Raw genomic sequence first — 18729 nt, 5'->3', positions numbered from 1 at the left:
CAGCGATGTACACGATTGGGGTCGACGTCGGCGGCACTTACACCGACCTGGTCGCGACGGATCAAACCGGGCGCACGGTGTTCGCGAAATCGCCGTCCACGCCGGCCGATCAGTCGATCGGCGTCATGGCGGGACTGGAAGAGCTGGCGCGCCGCCTCGGCGTGACGCGCGCGGCGATGCTCGCCGCGACCGATCGCCTGGTGCACGGCACGACGGTCGCGACCAATGCGCTGCTGGAGCGCAAGGGCGCCAAAGTTGCGCTGCTGACCACCGAAGGCCACCGCGACGTCGTCGAGATGCGCGAAGGGCTGAAGCCGGACCGCTACGATCTGCGCACGCCGCCGCCCGAGCCGCTGGTGCCGCGCGAGCGCCGCTTTGGCGTGCGCGAGCGGCTGAAGGCCGACGGCAGCGCCGCGGTTGCACTCGATGCCACAGCGCTCGGCGATGTCGTCGCCGAGGTGAAACGGTCGGGTGCGAATTCCGTCGCGGTCTGCTTTCTGCATGCCTATCTCAACCCGGCACACGAGCTTGCCGCCGTCGAGCAGCTGGCGAAGGAGCTGCCCGACGTCAGCGTGTCGCGCTCCAGCGACGTGCTGCCGCAGATCAAGGAATATGAGCGCGCCTCGACCACGATCGTGAACGCTTATGTCGAGCCCACCGTGCGGCGCTATCTCACCAATCTGGAGCGCAGCCTGCATGAGGCCGGCTTTGCCGGCTCGCTGTTCGTCGTGCTGTCGCATGGCGGCATGGCGCCGGTGGAGGAGGCCTCGCGGCTTGCCGCGGGCACTGTGCTGTCGGGGCCGGCCGGCGGCATCTCCGGCAGCCGCCGCTGCGCCGATCTTCTGCGGATTCCCGATCTCGTGCCGTTCGACATGGGCGGCACCTCGACCGACATCTCGCTGATCGCAGATGGCCAGGCCTCGCTGTCGGCGGACGGCATGCTCGCCGGCCAGCGCATCGCGCTGCGCAGCCTCGACATCGCCAGCATCGCGGCCGGCGGCGGCTCGATCGCGAGCGTCGACGGCGGCCGCACGCTGCGGGTCGGGCCGGAGAGCGCGGGCTCGGTGCCCGGCCCGGCCTGCTACGGCAATGGCGGCACGGCTGCCACCGTCACCGATGCCAATGTCGTGCTCGGTTATCTCGACGCCGCCGCCTTCATGGGCGGCGCGCGGCCGCTCGACCGTGCGGCGTCGGAAGCCGCGGTGGACCGGATCGCCGCAGCGCTCGAGCTGTCGCGGATCGAGGCCGCCGCCGGCATCTACAAGATGATCAATCTGAAGATGGCCGACGGCATCCGCCTGATGACCTTGCGCCGCGGCGTCGATCCGCGCAAATTCGCGCTGCTCAGCTTCGGCGGCGCCGCCGGCATGCACGCCGCCGAGGTCGCGCGCGAGCTCGAGATCAAGCGCATCATCGTGCCGACGGTCGCCTCTGTGCTTTCGGCCTGGGGCATGCTGACCAGCGATCTGCGCTACGAGGTCAGCCGCACCCATTACGGCACCGGCCGGATTTCCGCCGACGAGGTTCGCGCCTTGTTCGCCGGGCTGGAAGAGCAGGCGGCGGGGCGGCTGCGCGACTGGTTCAAGGGCGATATCGGCATCGAGCGCTCGGCCGAGATGCGCTACGGCGAGCAGGTGTTCGAGATCGACGTGCCGCTCGGCGAGCTCGATCTCGGCGCCGCCGACCTGGTGGCGCAGATCGAGGAACGCTTCCATCGCCGCCACGAGGAGCTCTACACCTATGCCTCGCGCGGGCAGGAGGTGGTGTTCGTCAACGCCCGCGTTGCCGCCGTCGGCAAGGTGGCGCGCGGCAGCAGTGATGCCGGAAAGGCCAGCTCGGCTGCGCCCTGCGCGCCGCGCGGCAAGCGGCAGGCCTGGTTCGGTGCCTGGCGCGAGGTGCCGGTCTACGCGCTCGACGATCTCGGGCCGGGCCAAGCGCTGGCCGGTCCCGCGATCATTGAGGCCGAAACCACGACCGTCCTGGTCGACAGCGGCGACCGCGTCGCGGTCAACCCGCTGGGCTGGCTCGATATAACATTGCGCTGATCGTCAAGTCGGAACTGCACTCCCTCTCCCGCTTGCGGGCAGGGTTATCGCATGTGCGCTCGATCCCTCCACAGACTCGTCATGCCCGGCCTTGTGCCGGGCATCCACGTCTTGGTTTCCGCGCGAAAAAGACGTGGATGGCCGGGACAAGCCCGGCCATGACGATGTGGAAATAGCGCCGCCAAGCTTTTCGCTGCCATATGCGATTGCCCTGCGCTTGCGGGGGAGGTGAAAGAAGGCCTGCCTCCGCCATCAACATTTCATTTTTCCGGCATTGGCTTGGGCGATAAACTCCGCTCGCTCGGGAGGAGCGCCGGCCTGGTGCCGGCGCGTTTGTGGCGATGTTGATGCAAACAAAAAGACAAACTGCGCTTTCGATATCCCTCGTCCTCGCAGCTGTCCTCGCGGCGGCGCCGTTGCGCGCGCAGCAGGCGCAGACGGCGGCGGCCGGCAACGAGATCCGCATCGGCAACGTCATGCCCTATACCGGGCCGCTCGCCGCGTTCGCGACCATCGGGCGGGCGGAGGCGGCCTATTTCGACATGGTCAACGAGCATGGCGGCATCAACGGCCGCAAGGTCAGGTTCGTCTCGGTCGATGACAGCTCCAATCCGAAGATCGCGATGGAGCAGACCCGCGATCTCGTCGAGAAGCAGGATGTGCTGTTGATGTTCGGCTCGTTCGGCACGCCGAGCAACCTCGCGGTCCGGAAGTACCTCAACGAGAACAAGGTCCCGCAGCTGTTCGTCGCTTCCGGCGACGAGGCGTGGGCGCATCCTGCGACCTTTCCCTGGACCATGGGCTGGCAGCCGACCTTCCGCGCCGAGGGGCGGATCTACGCCAATTACATCCAGGCCGCCTATCCCTCGCGCAAGATCGCGGTGCTCTGGCAGAACGACCAGTTCGGCCGCGACCTGTTCAAGGGATTGCAGGAGGGGCTCGGCGACACCGCCGGCATGATCGTCGCCGATCTCGCCTTCGATGCATCGGAGACCGCGATCCAGAACCAGATCGGAATTTTGAAGAACTCCGGCGCCGACATCCTGGTGTTCGACGGGGCGCCGGCGATCGCGGCGCGCGCGATCCGCGTCGCCGCGGACCTCGACTGGCATCCGGTGTTCATCCTCGACAATGCGTCGGCCTCGATCGCCAGCGCCTTGCGGCCGGCAGGCCTGCAGAATTCGCTCGGCGTGATCTCGACCTCGTTCCTCAAGGATGCCGGCGATGCCTCCTGGAAGGACGATCCGCAGATCAAGGCGTGGCTCGCCTTCATGGACAAGTATTATCCCGACGGCGACAAGGACGACATCTACGCCGTGTTCGGCTACGCCGCCGCCGATACGCTGATGCAGGTGCTGCGCCAGTGCGGCGACGATCTGTCGCGCGAGAACATCATGCGGCAGGCCGCGTCGCTGAAGGATTACCAGAGCCCGATCGCGCTGCCCGGGATCGTGATCAACACCGGACCGAAGGACTTCCGCCCGATCAAGCAGATGCGCCTGGTGCAGTTCGACGGCAATGCCTGGCAGCCGATCGGCGACGTGATCGACAGCGCGTTCACGGCGGTGCGCGAGGATAATTGAGGGCCGTTGAGTTGGGTCATGCGTCGTCCCGGCGAAGGCCGGGACCCATTACCCCAACTGCGCATTGTTTTGCTCTGCTGGGGCGATAATCCCTTACACACCAGGCAGCGGTGGTTATGGGTCCCGGCCTTCGCCGGGACGACGATGGGGTGTGGGCCGGCGCAACAAACGCCTACTTCTTCAATCCATAATTCAGCAGCCCGCCCTTGTTCTTTCGGCGGGTGCGCGCGCAGGCCTTCCTCGTTCGGCTCGGTGCCCCAGCCCGGGCGATCCGGGATCACCAGATGGCCGTCGACGAATTCGGGCACGTGGGTGAACAGCTCGTGGTCCCAGGCCAGCCGATCGATGTCGGTCTCCATGATGCGCAGGTTCGGCACCGCGGCGCAGAAATGCGCGTTCATCATGGTGCAGAGGTGGCCGTAGAAATTATGCGGCGCGACGTTGACCTCGAAATGCTCGGCGGCGGCGGCGATCTTCATCGACTGCCAGACCCCGTTCCATGGCGTGTCGATGATCGCGACATCCATCGCCTGCTCGGTGAAATAGGGCAGGAATTCGCGCAGGCCGAGCAGCGTCTCGCAGGACGAGATCGGGTGCGGGCTCTGGCGGCGGATATAGCCGAGCGCCTGTGGATTGAAGGTGTCGATCTCGACCCAGAACATGTCCATCTTCTCGATGGCGCGCAGGATTTTCAGATAGCCCTCGGTCTTGGCGTTGAAGTTGAGGTCGAGCAGGAGATCGACATCCGGCCCCGCACCGTCGCGGATCGCCTCCAGGTGCATGCAGAGATTGCGCAGCACGGTGCGGTCGATATTGATCTCGGGCTGGAACGGCGAGCCGAAGCCGGGGCGCCAGCCTTGCGGCTTGCCGTCGGTATAGACGAAGATGTTGGTCTTCATCGCCGTGAATTTCTTCTCGCGCACTTCGGCCCCGATCGCCTTGACGCCGTCGAGATCAGTGATCGCCGGCTTGTACCAGTCGGGATGATTGATGCGCCAGGTCGCGCAATGCGACCAGTACACCCGCACGCGGTCGCGGATCTTGCCACCGAGCAGGTCGTAGCAGGGCACGCCGAGCGCCTTGGCCTTGACGTCGAGCAGCGCGTTCTCGATCGCCCCGAGCGCCAGCGCCACCACGCCGCCGGCGGCAGGGCGCGTCGCGGCGAACAGCTCGACATAGATCCGCTCGTGCTCGAACGCGTTCTTGCCGACCACCCGCGCCGAAAGCCGCTCGATCGCCGCCGTCACGCCGGGCGCGCCGAAGCCCTCGTCATATTCGCTCCAGCCGACCAGCCCGTCCGTCGTCGTCACCTTGACGAAGTGATAATTCCGCCAGCCGGCATCGCAGGCGAGCGTCTCGACGCTTTTGATTGTGGTGGATTTGCTCATGGTTTCCTGCCCGGTTGTTTGTTGCTGTTGGCGGGATACCAACAACGGATCGGCGGACGCGTCAATTCGCGCCAAGGCAAGGCGACAATGCGTATTGGCAAGGCGGCACTCGCCTCTTCGTTCACCGTCACCCTGAGGAGCGCGCTCTTGCGCGCGTCTCGAAGGGCGACGGCCCGGCTCTTTCCGCATGGATCTCGCGGGGCCGTGCATCCTTCGAGGCTCGCAAGAGCTCGCGCCTCAGGATGACGGGACAAACATCTCGGTGTCAGGCCGGAACAATGTCGGCCTTTGCCGTTCGAAGGTCTTGCGGCCGTGCTTGAAGCCCATCAGCACGTCGGGCAGCTCGGCGATGGCGTTGGTTCCGCTGTCGGTATCGAGCACGACGATGTCGGCGGGGTTGCCGACCGCAATGCCGTAATCCTTCAGGTTCATCAGCCGCGCCGGCAGATCGGTGACGAGATCGAGGCAGGCGTCGAACTCGCCGATCCCGGCATGCGCCGCATTGGCGTAGAGATTGGCCATCCGCAGCAGCGAAGCATCGCCGAACGGCGTGAAGGGATTTTGCACATTGTTGGTCGCGACCGAGCACAGCACGCCATCGGCGACGAGCCGGTGCGCGGCGGTCAGCCCACGCGGCGCGTTGTGGGTGGCGTCGCGGCCCATCAGATAGAGATCGGTCGCCGGCAGCACGGTGACCGCGACACCGGCCTCGGCGAGCCGAGCGCCGGCTTTCTTCAACCGATCAGGCGGCAGCGCGGAGAGTTTGGTGGCGTGCCCGATCGCGACGCGCCCGTGATAGTTGCGCCGCTCGGTCTGCCGGCAGACCTCCTCCATGTGCCACCAGGAGGGATCGAGGTCGAAATCGAGATGCAGGTCGACATCGACGTCGAACTCCTGCGCGAGGTCGAAGATGCGCGCGATATGCGCGTTCGGATCGCTGTCGACATAGGGGCAGCCGCCGACCGCCTCGGCACCGTCGTGCAGCGCTGCGACCAGCAACTCGTCGGCGCCGGGATCGTTGGTCAGGCCCTCCTGCGGAAAGGCGCAGAGCGAGAGATCGAGCGCCCAGGCGTAGTCGCGTTTCAAGGCCTTGACCGCCTCGAAGCCGCGCAGCCCGATCCTCGGGTCGATCTCGACATGCGTCCGCATCCGCGTGGTGCCCGCCGTGATCGCGCGCTCGATCACTTTTGAGCCGCGCGCATAGACATCCTCGATCGTGAAGTCGCGCTTCATCGCCGATACCGCGCGGATCGCCTCGCCGAGGCTGGCGTGATCGTGGCCGCAGCGGCCGAGCAGGCAGGCCTTGTCGAGATGGATATGGGTGTCGACGAAGCCGGGCAACGCCAGCCGGCCGTTGAGGTCGACGTCGACCGCCTCGCACACGAGGCGCGGCGCGATCGCGGCGATCCTGCCGCCGGCGATGCCGATATCGACCGCGGCGGCAGAGCTGCGCGTCACGGCATTGCGGAAGACGAGGTCAAAGGCAGGTTTCGCGATCATCGGCGAGGAAACATCAGGATGGTTTCAGCCTAGCGGAGGGGCGAGGATCCGGCAGCACCAGATTGTGTGCAGTTTTATGGTTCGACTGTCTAAAAAATATGCATACACTTTTGCCGGCAGATTGTAGAGTCCTGATTATTCCTGGAGGCCCCATGTCCGCACCCGCCAAAGCCGATGCCCGCCCGATGTCCGATGTCGAGATCGTCGAGGCCTATCTGACGGCGTCGATGATCCCCGATCCGGATGCGGCCGCGGCCTATATGAAGCCGGGCACGGTGATCACTTTCACCGGCGGGCGCGAATTCGACCATCCGCGCGGGCCGACCGCCTTCAATGCGAAGCGCTATCGCTGGGTGAAGAAGAAGATGGACCGCTTCGATGTCTGCCCTGGCACCGGCGAGACCGTCGTCTACAGCGTCGGTACGCTCTACGGCGAGTGGACGGACGGCACGCCGTTCGAAGGCAACCGCTATGTCGACCGCTTCGTGGTGCGGGGCGGGCAGATCGTCAAGATGGACGTCTGGAACGACAGCGCCGAGCGGATTTTGATTCAGCGGGGGATCGAGGCGTAGGAAGCGGTGCCAGTTCTCCCTCGCCCCGCTCTTGCGGGGAGAGGGTCGGGGTGAGGGGCTGCATCCGCGAGTATCGGCCGCGGATAGACCTGTACCCCCTCACCCGGATCGCATCTGCGATGCGATCCGACCTCTCCCCGCAGGCGGGGCGAGGTAAGAGTATCAGCGCCGCGCCGCCTTCGTCAGCTTCACCACCTTTTCGCCGGTTGCCTCGTCGGCATAGGGGGCCAGAATATCCAGCAGATCGCGGCCGCGCTGCGGGCTCGGCGCGACCAGCGCGCGGGTCGCCACGGAATCCAGATGGCTGTGCATCAGCGCCATCACCTTGTCGACGTCGCCTTTCGCCAGCGCGGCGATGATCGCGCGGTGCTCGTTGATCGCGCATTCCGATGAATGCGGCCGGCTGTACAGCGACAGCGTCAGGCAGCAGCGGTACGCGACCTCGCTGACATAGCGCACCAGGATCGGGCTGTTCGTCATGTGGGCGAGCAGGATGTGGAATTCGGTGGCGAGCCGGATCGACACCGCGTCGGTGCCGTCGCGGGCCCGATCCTCGGCGTCGACATGGGCATTCAGTTCGGCGATCTGCGCCTTGGTCAGCTTGCCCGCGAGTTGCCGCACCACCAGCCGCTCGAGCTCGATGCGGATATCGAAGGCATCGCGTGCCTCCTGCCAGCTCGGCGTCGCCACCACGGCGATGCGGTTGCGGCGCAGCTCGACCAGGCCTTCCGCCGCCAATTGCCCGAGCGCATGCCGTGCGATGGTCCGGCTGACGCCGAAACGCTCGCCGAGCGCGTCCTCGGGCAGCTTGGCGCCGGGCTCCAGCGCCTGCTCGATGATCGCGCGCCGCAGCGCGCGGCAGATCACGCTGACCTTGTCTGACGATTCAGCCGTCTTGCTGCTGTCGGCGCGCCCCGCCATTGCCGCGAATCCCTCTCGAAGGTGCTTCGAACGCCTCTTTATCATACCGCCAAAGCAATCGGGCGCTCGAATTGCATGCAGTTTGAGCTACGGATTGCCCAAAAGGAATCCGGCCTTTGAGGCGGGAAACGCGCGATCTCCTTGATTTTCAACGCGGCTGCCGCTGGGATTTTCAACGCGGCTGCCGCTGGCATCCGGCTTGCATGCACTTTGCTCGTGATGCGCATGCAACCAAACTCCGAATTTGCCGGCGAGCCGATGGCCGCCGGATCCGCGCCGACCGCGATCGAGCTGTCGGACGCCTCCGTGACCTTCGGCCGCGGCGCCCGCGCCGTGCCGGCTCTGTCAACAACCACGCTGCGGATCGCCGACGGCGAGTTCGTCGCGCTGGTCGGCCCGTCCGGCTGCGGCAAGTCCACCATCCTGCGGCTGGTTTCCGGCCTGGCGCGGCCGTCCACCGGCGTCGTCATCGTCGGGGGCCGCGAGGTCGCGGCGCGCGCGATGCGGGTCGGCATGGCGTTCCAGAACCCGACCATGCTGCCGTGGACGACGATCGAAAAGAACATCATGCTGCCGCTGAAGATCGTCGAGCCGTTCCGCTCGCAGTTCCGCAAGCTGCGCAAGACCGAATTCCGCGACAAGGCCAACACGCTGCTCGAGCAGGTCGGGCTGAAGGGGTTCGGCGGCCGCTATCCCTGGCAGCTCTCCGGCGGCATGCTCCAGCGCGCCAATCTGTGCCGCGCGCTGATCCACGAGCCGCGCATGCTGCTGCTCGACGAGCCGTTCGGCGCGCTCGACCAGTTCACCCGCGAGGAGCTGTGGGGAATCCTTCAGCAGCTCTGGATGACCCACAGGCCGACCGTGCTGCTGGTCACCCATGATCTGCGCGAGGCCGGCTTCCTCGCCAGCCGTATCTGCGTGATGAGCGCGCGGCCCGGCCGCATCCTCGACGACTCCAGGGTCGACTTCGCCCGTCCGCGCACCGTGGCGATGACCTTTGAGCCTGACTTCGTCGCGCTCAACCAGAAGCTCCGCGCCTTCATCGTCGATGCGCGCAGCGCGGCGCGCGAGGGAGCCTGACCATGTCCGTGTCAGACATCAGGCAGAAGGCCTGGTCCGCCGCCCTGATCGTGCTGTTCTTCGTCGCCTGGGAATTGTTCTGCCTGATGACGGGGATGTCGGATCTCGTGTTGCCGCGGCCGTCGCAGATCTTCGTCACGCTGTTCGAGAAATTCCCGATCCTGTGGCCGCACATCGTGCAGACCCTGGTCACCACCATGATCGGCTTCGTGCTCGGCGTGGCGCTCGGCGTCGCGCTCGGTGCCGTGATCGGGGTGTCAAAAACCGCCTACGACACCTGCTATCCGCTGCTGGTCGGCTTCTCGTCGATCCCGAAGGTCGCCGTGGTGCCGATCTTCGTGCTGTGGTTCGGCTCCGGCACCGTGCCGGCGGTGTTGACCTCGTTGTCGATCTGCTTCTTCCCGATCGTCGTCAATATCGCCACCGGTCTTGCCACCACCGAACCCGAGCTCGAGGACGTGCTGAAGGCGCTCGGCGCCAGCAAGTTCGACATCCTCTGGAATGTCGGCCTGCCGAGGACGATGCCGTTCTTCTTCGCCTCGCTGAAGGTCGCGGTCTCCTACGCCTTCGTCGGCGCGGTGCTGTCGGAAACCGTCGCCTCAAACCGCGGCATCGGCAACGTCATGATGACCGCGTCCTCCAATTTCAACGTGCCGCTGGTGTTCGCCGGGCTGTTCGTGCTCGCCGGTCTCGGCGTCGCGCTCTACGTCCTGTTCTCGCTGATCGAGGGCCAGGTCACCGGCTGGGCGACACGCAAGGACAATGTCATCGCCACTTGAGACACTTCGTCGACCGTCAAGCAATGAAGCTTAAGGAGATCTCGATGCTGAGAAAAGTAAGCGCCGCGCTGTTGGGATTGGCCCTGATCGCCGGTCCCGCGCGCGCCGAGGAAACCACCATCAAGTTCACGCTGGGCTGGAAGACGCAAGGCTCGGACGCCGCGTTCTTCTACGCCAAGGACAACGGCTACTTCAAGGAGGAAGGCCTCAACGTCGTGATCGACCAGGGCGAGGGCTCCGGCGCGACCGTGACGCGCATCATGTCGGGCGCCTATGACGCCGGCTTCGGCGACGTCAACGCGATCATCCAGAACGCCGCGACCAAGCCGCAGGATGCGCCGGTCATGGTCTACATGATGTGGAACCAGCCGCCATTCGCGATCGTCGCCAAGAACTCGAGCGGCATCAAGTCGATCAAGGATTTCGAGGGCCACACGCTCGGCGGCGCGCAGGGGACGCCGACCACGCGGCTGTTGCCGGTGTTCGTGCACAAGAACGGGCTCGATGGCGAGAAGATCAAGGTCTCCAACATGGCGCCGAACCTGCAGGAGCCGATGCTGATCAAGGGCGACATCGACGCCGCGCTGGTGTTCAACATCACGAGCTATTTCAACCTGGTGCTGAACCGTCAGGACCCCGACAAGGACTTCAAATGGTTCTCGTTCGGCGATTACGGGCTCGACCTCTATTCCAACGGCGTGATGGTCTCGCGCAAGCTGATCGCCTCGAACCCGAAGGCGGTGGCCGGTCTGGTGCGCGCCATCAACAAGGGTGCGATCGCGGTCGCCAAGGATCAGAACGCGGCCATGAAGGCGGCGCTGAACTATGACAATCTGATCAATGTCGATGTCGAGAAGCGCCGCCTGCAATATTCCTTCGAGAAGCTCATTGTCTCGCCGGAGATGAAGGACATCGGCATCGGCGACGTCAAGGACGACCGCATGGCCCGCGCCATCGGCTTCATCGTCGAAGGCTACCAGCTCGCCCGCACGCCGGCCCCGGCCGAAGTGTTTTCGCGGGAATTCCTGCCGCCACGTGCGGAGCGGGAGCTGGTGTATACAGCGAATTAAGTTTACTCGTCATTGCGAGCGAAGCGAAGCAATCCATTCTTCGGCACGGGAATAGATGGATTGCTTCGTCGCTCCGCTCCTCGCAATGACGGCGGAGGGACCGATGGACGTCACGGCAACCCGTCTGTTCTGCGGTTCTGACCACGACATCCGCAACGACGTCGTGCTCCGTCACGACGGCGGCGTCATCACCGATATTTCCGAAGCCGCGCGCCCGGCGACAGGCCCGCGTTCCCTCATCCTTCCCGCCTTCGTCAACGCCCACGACCACGCCCGCCCGCGCGCCTCGAGCTTCGGCGCGGTCGGCATGCCCCTGGAGAGCTGGATCCTGCGCACGGTGGTTGGCACGCCGGTCGATCCCTATCTCACCGCGGCCTCGGCGTTTGCCCGCGCGGCGCAGGCCGGCTGCGCGGCAATGATGGTGCACTACACCCGCCCGAGTGGCACCATGCCGCTCGTCGATGAAGCCAGGGCGATCGCTCGCGCCGCCGGCGATGTCGGCATCCGCATCGCCTTTGCCATCGCGGTGCGCGACCAGAACCCGATCGTCTATGGCGACAGCGAAGCGGTGCTGTCAGGTCTTCCGGCCGATGACCGCAAGACGATCGAACAGCCGTTCGTGCGCGCCCCGATGTCGCCGCAGGCCTATATCGAGCTGACCGACGCGATCGCTGCGGCGATCGGCGGGCCGAAGGTCGATGTGCAGCTTGGCCCGGCCGGGGTGCAGTGGTGCTCGAAGCCGCTGCTGGAGGCGGTCGCGGAGAACTCGGTGCGGACCGGCCGCCGCATCCACATGCATCTGCTCGAGACGACCTACCAGCGCGCCTGGGCCGACCAGCATTTTCCCGGCGGCATCGTGCGCTATCTCCGCGATATCGGCTTCCTCTCGGAGCGGCTGACGCTCGCGCATTGCATCCACGCTCGGCCCGACGAGCTCGAGATGATCGCGGCGTCGGGCGCACGCATCGTCACCAATTTTTCCTCCAACCTGCATCTGCGCTCGGGGCTCGCGCCGATCGCCGCGGCGCACGCCTGCGGTTGCGGAATTGCCGTCGGCGTCGATGGCCTGGCGCTCGATGAGGATGACGATTTGCTGCGCGAGATGCGGCTGGTGCAGATGATGTACGGTGGTCTCGGCTTCAAGCGTACATGGACTGCTCAGGAATTCTTCACGCTCGCGATCCGCAACGGCCGCCGCGCCACCGGCGCGCCGGGCACCGGCGAGTTCGCGGTCGGTGCGCCGGCCGATTTCGTCAGCATCGATCTCGATCGCCTCGAGGGTGATCAGATTCTCGATGCCGATCCGCTCGACCTCTTGTTCGCGCGCGGCAATGCGTCGCTGATCTCAGAGCTTGTGGTCGATGGTCGCAGCGTCGCCAAGGCCGGCCGGTGCCTCGGTGTTGATCTTCCCACCATTGAGCAAGAACTGCGCGGCATCACCTGCGCGAGCGCGGCCACATACGCGCATGTCTTGCGCGCATGGCCGCGATTGTCGAACTCAGTGCAACACTGGTTCGAAGCGCAGCTCACCTGCAATTAGCTGCACAATCTTCGCTTCGCGCTGAGCAGCAGCTTCGGTCATACGCTCGCTAATTCCGTCAAGCGGAAGAAAATTCCACTTGCATCACACTCGTCGCGCGGCTTCAAGTTCACCCAACAAGAAAACTGAATCAGTCGCTGTCACCGGCTGGTCATGTGTCGCGAGGAAGCCTGATGGGCGCGTTGTCGCATCTGCGGATTGTCGAGATCGGAAGTGCTGCGGCGACGAGCTATTGCGCGCGGCTGTTTGCCGATTTCGGCGCCGATGTGCAGAAGGTCGAGCCGCCGCAGGGCGATCCGCGTCGCCGCACCGCGCCGCTGACGCCCAAAGGCCGGAGCGCGTGGTTTGCGTTCCTCAACTTCAACAAGTCGAGTGTCGTCCTCGACACGCGCGATGCGGGCGCGGCATCCCGCTTGCGGGAGCTGATTGCCGGCTGCGACATCCTGCTCGACGGGCGCGGCATCGCTGCGGCGGATTGTCCCGAGATCGATCTCGACGCGATCAAGCAGAGTAATCCGGGCCTGATCCATCTCGACCTCGCCTGGTTTGGCGATCGCGGTCCCTACGCCAATTTCGCGGCGACCGACTCCACGATCCGCGCGCTGACCGGGCTGGTGAAGCTGGTCGGTCCGGAGCAGGGGCCGCCGATGCATGCGCCGGATTTCCAGATCGGGATTCTGGGCGGGCTGTGGGGTTTCATCGCCGCCGCATCGTCGGTGCTCGGGCGCATGCAGGACGGGCGCGGGCGCGCAAACCATCTCAGCCTGTTCGAGGCCTCTATCGCCGTCACCGAATACATCATGTTCGAGGCATTCCAGCGCGGCGACATCATGCGGCGGATCGGCGTCAACCGGTTCTGGCCGACCTTTCCGGTCGGCATCTACGAGACCAAGCAGGGCTGGCTCGGCGTCACCACGGTGACCCCGGCGCAGTGGCGCGCGTTCTGCGAGATGCTCGGGCTCAACGAGCTGCGCGACGATCCGACACTGGTCATGGGTGTCGACCGGCTGCGCCATGTCGCCGAGATCGAAGCCAGGATTTTGCCGAAGCTGAAGCAGCGCACCGCGCAGGAGTGGTTCGCCGAAGGGCTCAAGCGCAAGATTCCAATCGTGCCGGTGCCGGAGGTCGCGGATCTCATCGCCGACGAGGAGAAGCGCGCCCGCGGTGCCATCGTCCCGATCACCATCGGCGACGAGACCAGCTTTTCCGCCGGCACGATGCAGCGGCTGACCGCAACGCCGCCGCTGCGCGGCGGCCGCGTGCCTGATCTCGGCGAGCAGCAGGCGAGGCGCGAGGCTGCGCCGCGCGTGCCAGCGCCCAAGCCCGCTGCAACCGATCGCTTGCCGCTCGAGGGCATCCGCGTCGTCGACTTTTCGATGGGCTGGGCCGGGCCGATCTGCACCCGCACGCTCGCCGATCTCGGCGCCGACGTCATCAAGATCGAGGCGACCCAGTATCCGGACTGGTGGCGCGGCGTCGACCGCCGTCCGGCCTATGTGCTGGAGCAGATGTACGAGAAGTCGGTGCGCTACTGCATCATGAACCGCAACAAGCGCGGCATCACGCTCGATCTGACCCGGTCGAAGGGGCTTGAATTGGCGAAGCGCCTGCTCGCCGATGCCGACCTCGTGGTCGACAATTATTCGGTCGAGGTGCTGCCCAAGCTCGGCCTCGGCTATGACGTGCTGAGCAAGATCAATCCCAAGCTGGTGATGATGTCGATGTCGGCGTTCGGCGCCGGCAGCGTGCATCGCGATTGCCGCGCTTACGGCTCGACGCTGGAGCAGGGCTCGGGCCTGCCCAGCGTGGTCGGCGATCCCGATGGTCCGCCGGTCATGAGCCATACTGCGTTCGGCGATGCCGTCGGCGGGCTCAACGGCGCCGCCGCGGTGCTGACCGCGCTGATCCACGCCAAACTGACGGGGCAGGGGCAATTCATCGATCTCGCCCAGATCGAATGCATGATGCCGTTCGCCGCGCCCTGGATCGTGGCGCATTCGACCAGTGGCAAGCCGCCGACCAAATACGGCAACCGCCATCCGGATTTCGTGCCGCATGGCTGCTTTCGCTGCGCCGGAGAAGACAACTGGATCGTCGTCGCGGCGTCCGCCGACGCGATGTGGCCAAAGCTCGCGCGGCTGCTCGGCCGCGAGGATTGGGCGGCCGACGAGACGCTCAAGACGGCCGCGGGCCGCCGCGCCCTCGAGGCCGAGATCGAGGCTGCGATCACGGCCTGGACCGCGGCGCGCGATGCCGATGCGGCGATGACCGCGCTGCAATCTGCCGGCGTTGCCTCCGGCGTCGCGCGGCTGCCGATCGATCTCCTGGAGGATCCGCAGCTCCACGCCCGCGGCTTCATCCAGCAGGTCGACCGCGCCTTCATCGGACGACATCCGCAGCCGTCGATGCCGTTTCGCGAGAGCGATGCGCCGTTCGCGATCCGCTCGGTGCCGCCGACGCTCGGCGAGCACAACCGCGAGATCCTTGGCGGCATGCTCGGGCTCTCCGACGCCGAGCTCGATGAGCTCACCCGCGAGGGCATCATCGGCACCGAGATGCTGATGGAGGAGCAGCTGGTGAAAGAGAAGAAGCGGGCGGCGGGCTGATGGAGGCAGGTCAGCCGGCACAGCGCAGGGCGGAGGGCGCGCGAGACGGCGCGCGGCCGCTATTGTCCGTGCGCGGGCTCGGCATCCGCTTCAAGACCGCGCAGGGCGTCTGGCAGGCGACGCGCCGCATCGACTTCGACATCGCGCCCGGCGAGCGCGTCGGCATCGTCGGCGAGAGCGGCTGCGGCAAGACCATCACCGGCCTGTCGATCCTGCGGCTGTTGCCGGGCAATTTTGCCGGCCTCGACGGCAAGATTCTGTTCGACGGCGTCGATCTCGCTTCCTGCAGCGCGCGGCAGATGCGCGCGATCCGGGGCAAGCGGATCGCGATGATCTTCCAGGAGCCGATGAGCGCGCTGGACCCGGTCTTCACCGTCGGCCACCAGATCGCCGAGACGCTGCGCGTCCATACCGACGTTTCCCATGAGGAGGCGCGCGCCAAAACGCTGGAGATGCTCCGCCGCGTCGGCATCGCCTCGCCCGAGCGGCGGATCGACGACTATCCGCACCAGCTGTCCGGCGGCATGCGCCAGCGCGTGATGATCGCGGCGAGTTTGATCTGCGGGCCGCAGCTTCTGATCGCGGACGAGCCGACCACCGCGCTCGACGTCACCGTGCAGGCGCAGATCCTCGAGCTGCTGCGCGACATCAGCGAGACCTCGAAGACCGCGCTGATGCTGATCACCCACGATCTCGGCGTCGTCGCCGAGACCTGCACGCGGATGATCACGATGTATGCCGGCGAGGTGATCGAGGACGCCACCGTCGACGAGGCGCTAGTGCGGCCGCTGCATCCCTACACGTCGGGACTGTTACGCTCGCTGCCGCATTTGAGCCCGCGCCACGGCCGGCTGCCGTCGATCCCGGGCCGGGTGCCGTCGATAGCGGAGATGCCGAACGGCTGCCGTTTCCGCGCCCGCTGCTTACATGCGGCCAAGGGTTGCGAGGCCGAGCAGAAGCTGCAGGACGCCGGCGGCAGCAGAAGAGTGCGCTGCTGGCGCTTTGCCGAGCTCAATCTGCCGGGCGCGCTGCATCCGCCCGGCGCACCGGCGGCTGCGAAGGTCGCGACGCAATGACCACAGCCGGTGCCGAGCCCCGCCGCGACGCCATCGTCTCGGTGCGCGACCTTCAGGTCCGCTTCCAGACCTCGGACCGCCGCGCCACCGTGAAGGCGGTCGACGGCGTCAATTTCGACGTCCGCCGCGGCGAGACCTTCGGCATCATCGGGGAGTCCGGTTCGGGCAAGACCACGATCGGCCGCGCACTGGTGTTCCTGCTCAATCCCAGCGCCGGCGCCATCCTGCATGACGGCATCGATCCGCTGGCGCTGCCGCGCCGGGAATTCCAAAGTCATCGCCGCGACTACCAGATCATCTTCCAGGACCCGAACGCCGCGCTGAATCCGCGCATGACCATTCTGGCCTCGGTGCTGGAGCCGCTGGAGCTCGCAGGTGTCGGCAGCCGTGCCGAGCGCGAGCGGCAGGCGCGGGAGGCGCTGGAGCGCGTCGGCCTGCCGCAGGAGTTCGGCGCGCGCTACCCACACCAGCTGTCCGGCGGCCAGAAGCAGCGCGTCGTGATCGCCCGCGCCCTGACGCTCAAACCGAAACTGATCGTCTGCGACGAGGTGGTGGCCGCGCTCGACATGTCGATCCGCGGCGACGTGCTCAATCTGTTTGCCGATCTGCAGCGCGACCTCGGGCTGACCTATGTCTTCATCACCCATGATCTCGCCGTGGTCTCGCATATCAGCGAGCGCGTCGCGGTGATGTATCTCGGCCAGTTCGTCGAGCTCGGGCCGACCGAAGAGGTCGCCGAGCGGCCGTTGCATCCCTACACGATCGCGCTGCTGTCGGCCGAGCCGCGGCCGCTGCCATCCACGATGCGGCAGGAGAGCCGCATCGTCCTGCAGGGCGAGGTGCCGAGCCCGATCGATCCGCCCTCGGGCTGCCGCTTCCGTACCCGCTGCCCGCACGCGCAGCCGCTCTGCACCGACCGCGTGCCGGAGTGGCGCGAGCTGAAGCCCGATCACTGGGTGGCCTGCCATTTCGCCGACCGCCTGAATTTTTCGCCGAACTCACAACCGGAGACGACGCCATGACAATGACGACACGACGCGAGGCCATGGCGCTGATCTCGGGCGCATTGGCCAGCACCACGCTCAGCGGCCGTGCGTTTGCGGAAGGCGCGCCGAAGAAGGGCGGCACCTTGCGCATCTCGGCGCCGGCCAATCCGTCGAGCCTCGATCCGGCGACCGGCGGCGCCGGCTCCGACCACGCCTTCCTGTTCACGATGTACGACACGCTGACCGAATGGGAGTTCGACACGCTGAAGCCGAAGCCCGGCCTTGCCGAAAGCTGGAAGTTCACCGACCCCACCACGCTGGTGCTCAACATCCGCGCCGGCGTCACCTTCCATGACGGCACGCCGCTCGATGCGGAAGCCGTCAAGTTCAATCTCGAGCGCAACCGCAGCGATGCGAAGTCGAACATCAAGGCCGACCTGCTCTCCGTCGCCGCGGTCGAGGTCACTGGCCCGCAGCAGGTGACGTTGAAGCTGAAGACACCCGATACCGCGCTGCCCGGGATTCTCTCCGACCGCGCGGGCATGATGGTGTCGCCGACGGCGCTGAAGGCGGCCGAGGGCGGCGTCGTGACGCGCAAGCCGGTCGGCGCCGGCGCCTATTCGTTCGTCAGCTGGGCCGACGGCGAGAAGATCGTGGTCAAGCGCAACGAGAAATACTGGAAGCCGGAGCGGCCGCTTCCCGACGCCATCGAGATCTCGATCATTCCCGAGCTCACCACCGGCGCCCGCTCGGTCACCGCCGGGCAGAACGACCTAATCTACCAGCTGCCGCCGCGGCAGAAGGTGATCATCGAGCGTGCCTCCAGCGTTAAGGTGGTGCATGGCCCGACGCTTTACGTGTTTCAGATTTTCCTGAACTGGGCCAAGCCGCCGTTCGACAATGTCAAGGTCCGCCAGGCGCTGAACTTCGCGATCGACCGCGAATCCTTCGTCAAGGCTGCGCTCGCCGGCCTCGCCGAGCCGGCCTACATGAACCTGCCGAAGGCGCATTGGGCCTATGATGCCGAGGTCGCAAAGCTCTATCCGTACGATCCCGACAAGGCGCGCAAGCTGCTCGCCGAGGCCGGCTTCAAGGAGGGCATTCCAATCGAGTTCGGCGGCTATCCGGACCAGGATTCGGTGCAGCGCCAGGAGATCCTGATCGAGCAGCTGCGCAAGGCCGGCATCAACGCGCGCTTCGTCAACGCGCCGGTCGCGGAAGCCTCTGCCGCCTTCTTCGGTCCGGAGAAGAAGGGGGCAGGGCTGCTCTCGGCCTGGACCGGCCGGCCCGACCCGAGCCTGACCTATTCGCTGATGTTCACCAAGGACGCCTATTACAATGGCGGCCGCGCGCCGGTGCCGGCCGAGCTCGAGGCCGCGATCAAGGAATCGCGCGCCTCGGAGGATATCGACACCAGGCGCAAGGCGTTCTCCACCGTGCAGCGGCTGGTGATGGAGAACGCCTTTGTCGCGCCGCTGGCGTTCCAGTTCGAGCTGGTCGCCATGAACAAGAAGGTGCAGGGCTATCGGCCGAACCTGCTTGGCAAGCCGAAATACGACGACGTCTGGCTCGGGAGTTAAGCG

The 18729-nt window shown here is 66.2% G+C and carries 14 protein-coding genes and 1 pseudogene; 11 read left to right on the top strand and 4 right to left on the bottom strand.

What is annotated here, in order from left to right:
* Window positions 1-5 precede the first annotated feature (5 nt).
* Window positions 6-2045 (top strand): hydantoinase/oxoprolinase family protein, encoded by a 2040-nt coding sequence (locus J2R78_RS03900; RefSeq protein ID WP_253602990.1) that lies wholly within the window; start codon window positions 6-8, stop codon window positions 2043-2045.
* Window positions 2046-2392: 347 nt separating this feature from the next.
* Entirely contained in the window at window positions 2393-3628 is a 1236-nt protein-coding gene (locus J2R78_RS03895) for an ABC transporter substrate-binding protein (protein WP_253602988.1), read from the top strand.
* A 172-nt stretch (window positions 3629-3800) separates the two neighbouring features.
* On the opposite strand, the pseudogene J2R78_RS03890 reads toward J2R78_RS03895, so the two are convergent.
* Both J2R78_RS03890 and J2R78_RS03885 read right to left on the bottom strand, forming a co-directional pair.
* Window positions 3801-5016, bottom strand: a pseudogene (locus J2R78_RS03890) (mandelate racemase/muconate lactonizing enzyme family protein).
* A gap of 237 nt (window positions 5017-5253) precedes the next feature.
* The gene (locus tag J2R78_RS03885; protein WP_253602987.1) at window positions 5254-6516 is read right to left on the bottom strand and encodes an amidohydrolase family protein; all 1263 of its coding nucleotides are present in this window, start codon (window positions 6514-6516) and stop codon (window positions 5254-5256) included.
* Between the two features lie 152 nt (window positions 6517-6668).
* On the opposite strand from J2R78_RS03885, the gene J2R78_RS03880 reads away from it, so the two are divergent.
* Window positions 6669-7088 carry a nuclear transport factor 2 family protein gene (locus tag J2R78_RS03880; protein ID WP_253602986.1) on the top strand — a complete coding sequence of 140 codons (420 nt, stop codon included), beginning with the start codon at window positions 6669-6671 and terminating at the stop codon, window positions 7086-7088.
* 162 nt (window positions 7089-7250) lie between these two features.
* Here the strand turns inward: J2R78_RS03880 and J2R78_RS03875 are convergent, their stop codons facing one another.
* Both J2R78_RS03875 and J2R78_RS03870 read right to left on the bottom strand, forming a co-directional pair.
* On the bottom strand, window positions 7251-8009 hold the full coding sequence (locus J2R78_RS03875) for a GntR family transcriptional regulator (protein WP_253602985.1): 759 nt from the start codon (window positions 8007-8009) through the stop codon (window positions 7251-7253).
* 41 nt (window positions 8010-8050) lie between these two features.
* On the bottom strand, window positions 8051-8236 hold the full coding sequence (locus J2R78_RS03870) for a hypothetical protein (RefSeq protein ID WP_253602984.1): 186 nt from the start codon (window positions 8234-8236) through the stop codon (window positions 8051-8053).
* On the opposite strand from J2R78_RS03870, the gene J2R78_RS03865 reads away from it, so the two are divergent.
* The 8 genes from J2R78_RS03865 to J2R78_RS03830 all read left to right on the top strand — a co-directional run bounded on the left by J2R78_RS03865 (window position 8235) and on the right by J2R78_RS03830 (window position 18726).
* Window positions 8235-9089 (top strand): ABC transporter ATP-binding protein, encoded by an 855-nt coding sequence (locus tag J2R78_RS03865; RefSeq protein WP_253602983.1) that lies wholly within the window; start codon window positions 8235-8237, stop codon window positions 9087-9089. The genes J2R78_RS03870 and J2R78_RS03865 overlap by 2 nt on opposite strands.
* 2 nt (window positions 9090-9091) lie before the next feature.
* A complete protein-coding gene (locus J2R78_RS03860; protein ID WP_050425957.1) occupies window positions 9092-9868 on the top strand; it encodes an ABC transporter permease in 777 nt (258 codons plus the stop codon).
* Window positions 9869-9912: 44 nt separating this feature from the next.
* Window positions 9913-10938, top strand: a complete 1026-nt coding sequence (locus J2R78_RS03855) for an ABC transporter substrate-binding protein (protein WP_253602982.1) — start codon at window positions 9913-9915, stop codon at window positions 10936-10938.
* A gap of 103 nt (window positions 10939-11041) precedes the next feature.
* Window positions 11042-12478 carry an amidohydrolase family protein gene (locus J2R78_RS03850; protein ID WP_253602981.1) on the top strand — a complete coding sequence of 479 codons (1437 nt, stop codon included), beginning with the start codon at window positions 11042-11044 and terminating at the stop codon, window positions 12476-12478.
* A 173-nt stretch (window positions 12479-12651) separates the two neighbouring features.
* The gene (locus J2R78_RS03845) at window positions 12652-15084 is read left to right on the top strand and encodes a CaiB/BaiF CoA-transferase family protein (RefSeq protein WP_253602979.1); all 2433 of its coding nucleotides are present in this window, start codon (window positions 12652-12654) and stop codon (window positions 15082-15084) included.
* Complete coding sequence (locus J2R78_RS03840) at window positions 15084-16160, top strand: ABC transporter ATP-binding protein (RefSeq protein WP_253602977.1); 1077 nt, start codon at window positions 15084-15086, stop codon at window positions 16158-16160. Before J2R78_RS03845 ends, J2R78_RS03840 begins: the two co-directional genes overlap by 1 nt.
* Window positions 16157-17182, top strand: a complete 1026-nt coding sequence (locus J2R78_RS03835; RefSeq protein ID WP_253602975.1) for an ABC transporter ATP-binding protein — start codon at window positions 16157-16159, stop codon at window positions 17180-17182. Before J2R78_RS03840 ends, J2R78_RS03835 begins: the two co-directional genes overlap by 4 nt.
* The gene (locus J2R78_RS03830; RefSeq protein WP_253602972.1) at window positions 17179-18726 is read left to right on the top strand and encodes an ABC transporter substrate-binding protein; all 1548 of its coding nucleotides are present in this window, start codon (window positions 17179-17181) and stop codon (window positions 18724-18726) included. The genes J2R78_RS03835 and J2R78_RS03830 overlap by 4 nt, the downstream gene beginning before the upstream one ends.
* Window positions 18727-18729: the final 3 nt, after the last annotated feature.

The sequence above is a fragment of the Bradyrhizobium sp. USDA 4538 genome, from assembly GCF_024171045.1.
GTDB lineage: Bacteria > Pseudomonadota > Alphaproteobacteria > Rhizobiales > Xanthobacteraceae > Bradyrhizobium > Bradyrhizobium australafricanum.
The sequence above is the reverse complement of the archived record's forward strand: the minus strand, read 5'-3'. Positions and strand labels throughout refer to the sequence as shown.

Bases quoted from the DNA above. Each gene is read 5' to 3' on its own strand.
- J2R78_RS03885 (WP_253602987.1), bottom strand. From the start codon at position 6,516: ATGATCGCGAAACCTGCCTTTGACCTCGTCTTCCGCAATGCCGTGACG.
- J2R78_RS03830 (WP_253602972.1), top strand. From the start codon at position 17,179: ATGACAATGACGACACGACGCGAGGCCATGGCGCTGATCTCGGGCGCA.
- J2R78_RS03850 (WP_253602981.1), top strand. From the start codon at position 11,042: ATGGACGTCACGGCAACCCGTCTGTTCTGCGGTTCTGACCACGACATC.
- J2R78_RS03870 (WP_253602984.1), bottom strand. From the start codon at position 8,236: ATGCGCATCACGAGCAAAGTGCATGCAAGCCGGATGCCAGCGGCAGCC.
- J2R78_RS03880 (WP_253602986.1), top strand. From the start codon at position 6,669: ATGTCCGCACCCGCCAAAGCCGATGCCCGCCCGATGTCCGATGTCGAG.
- J2R78_RS03845 (WP_253602979.1), top strand. From the start codon at position 12,652: ATGGGCGCGTTGTCGCATCTGCGGATTGTCGAGATCGGAAGTGCTGCG.
- J2R78_RS03875 (WP_253602985.1), bottom strand. From the start codon at position 8,009: ATGGCGGGGCGCGCCGACAGCAGCAAGACGGCTGAATCGTCAGACAAG.
- J2R78_RS03835 (WP_253602975.1), top strand. From the start codon at position 16,157: ATGACCACAGCCGGTGCCGAGCCCCGCCGCGACGCCATCGTCTCGGTG.
- J2R78_RS03840 (WP_253602977.1), top strand. From the start codon at position 15,084: ATGGAGGCAGGTCAGCCGGCACAGCGCAGGGCGGAGGGCGCGCGAGAC.
- J2R78_RS03895 (WP_253602988.1), top strand. From the start codon at position 2,393: ATGCAAACAAAAAGACAAACTGCGCTTTCGATATCCCTCGTCCTCGCA.
- J2R78_RS03900 (WP_253602990.1), top strand. From the start codon at position 6: ATGTACACGATTGGGGTCGACGTCGGCGGCACTTACACCGACCTGGTC.
- J2R78_RS03860 (WP_050425957.1), top strand. From the start codon at position 9,092: ATGTCCGTGTCAGACATCAGGCAGAAGGCCTGGTCCGCCGCCCTGATC.
- J2R78_RS03865 (WP_253602983.1), top strand. From the start codon at position 8,235: ATGCAACCAAACTCCGAATTTGCCGGCGAGCCGATGGCCGCCGGATCC.
- J2R78_RS03855 (WP_253602982.1), top strand. From the start codon at position 9,913: ATGCTGAGAAAAGTAAGCGCCGCGCTGTTGGGATTGGCCCTGATCGCC.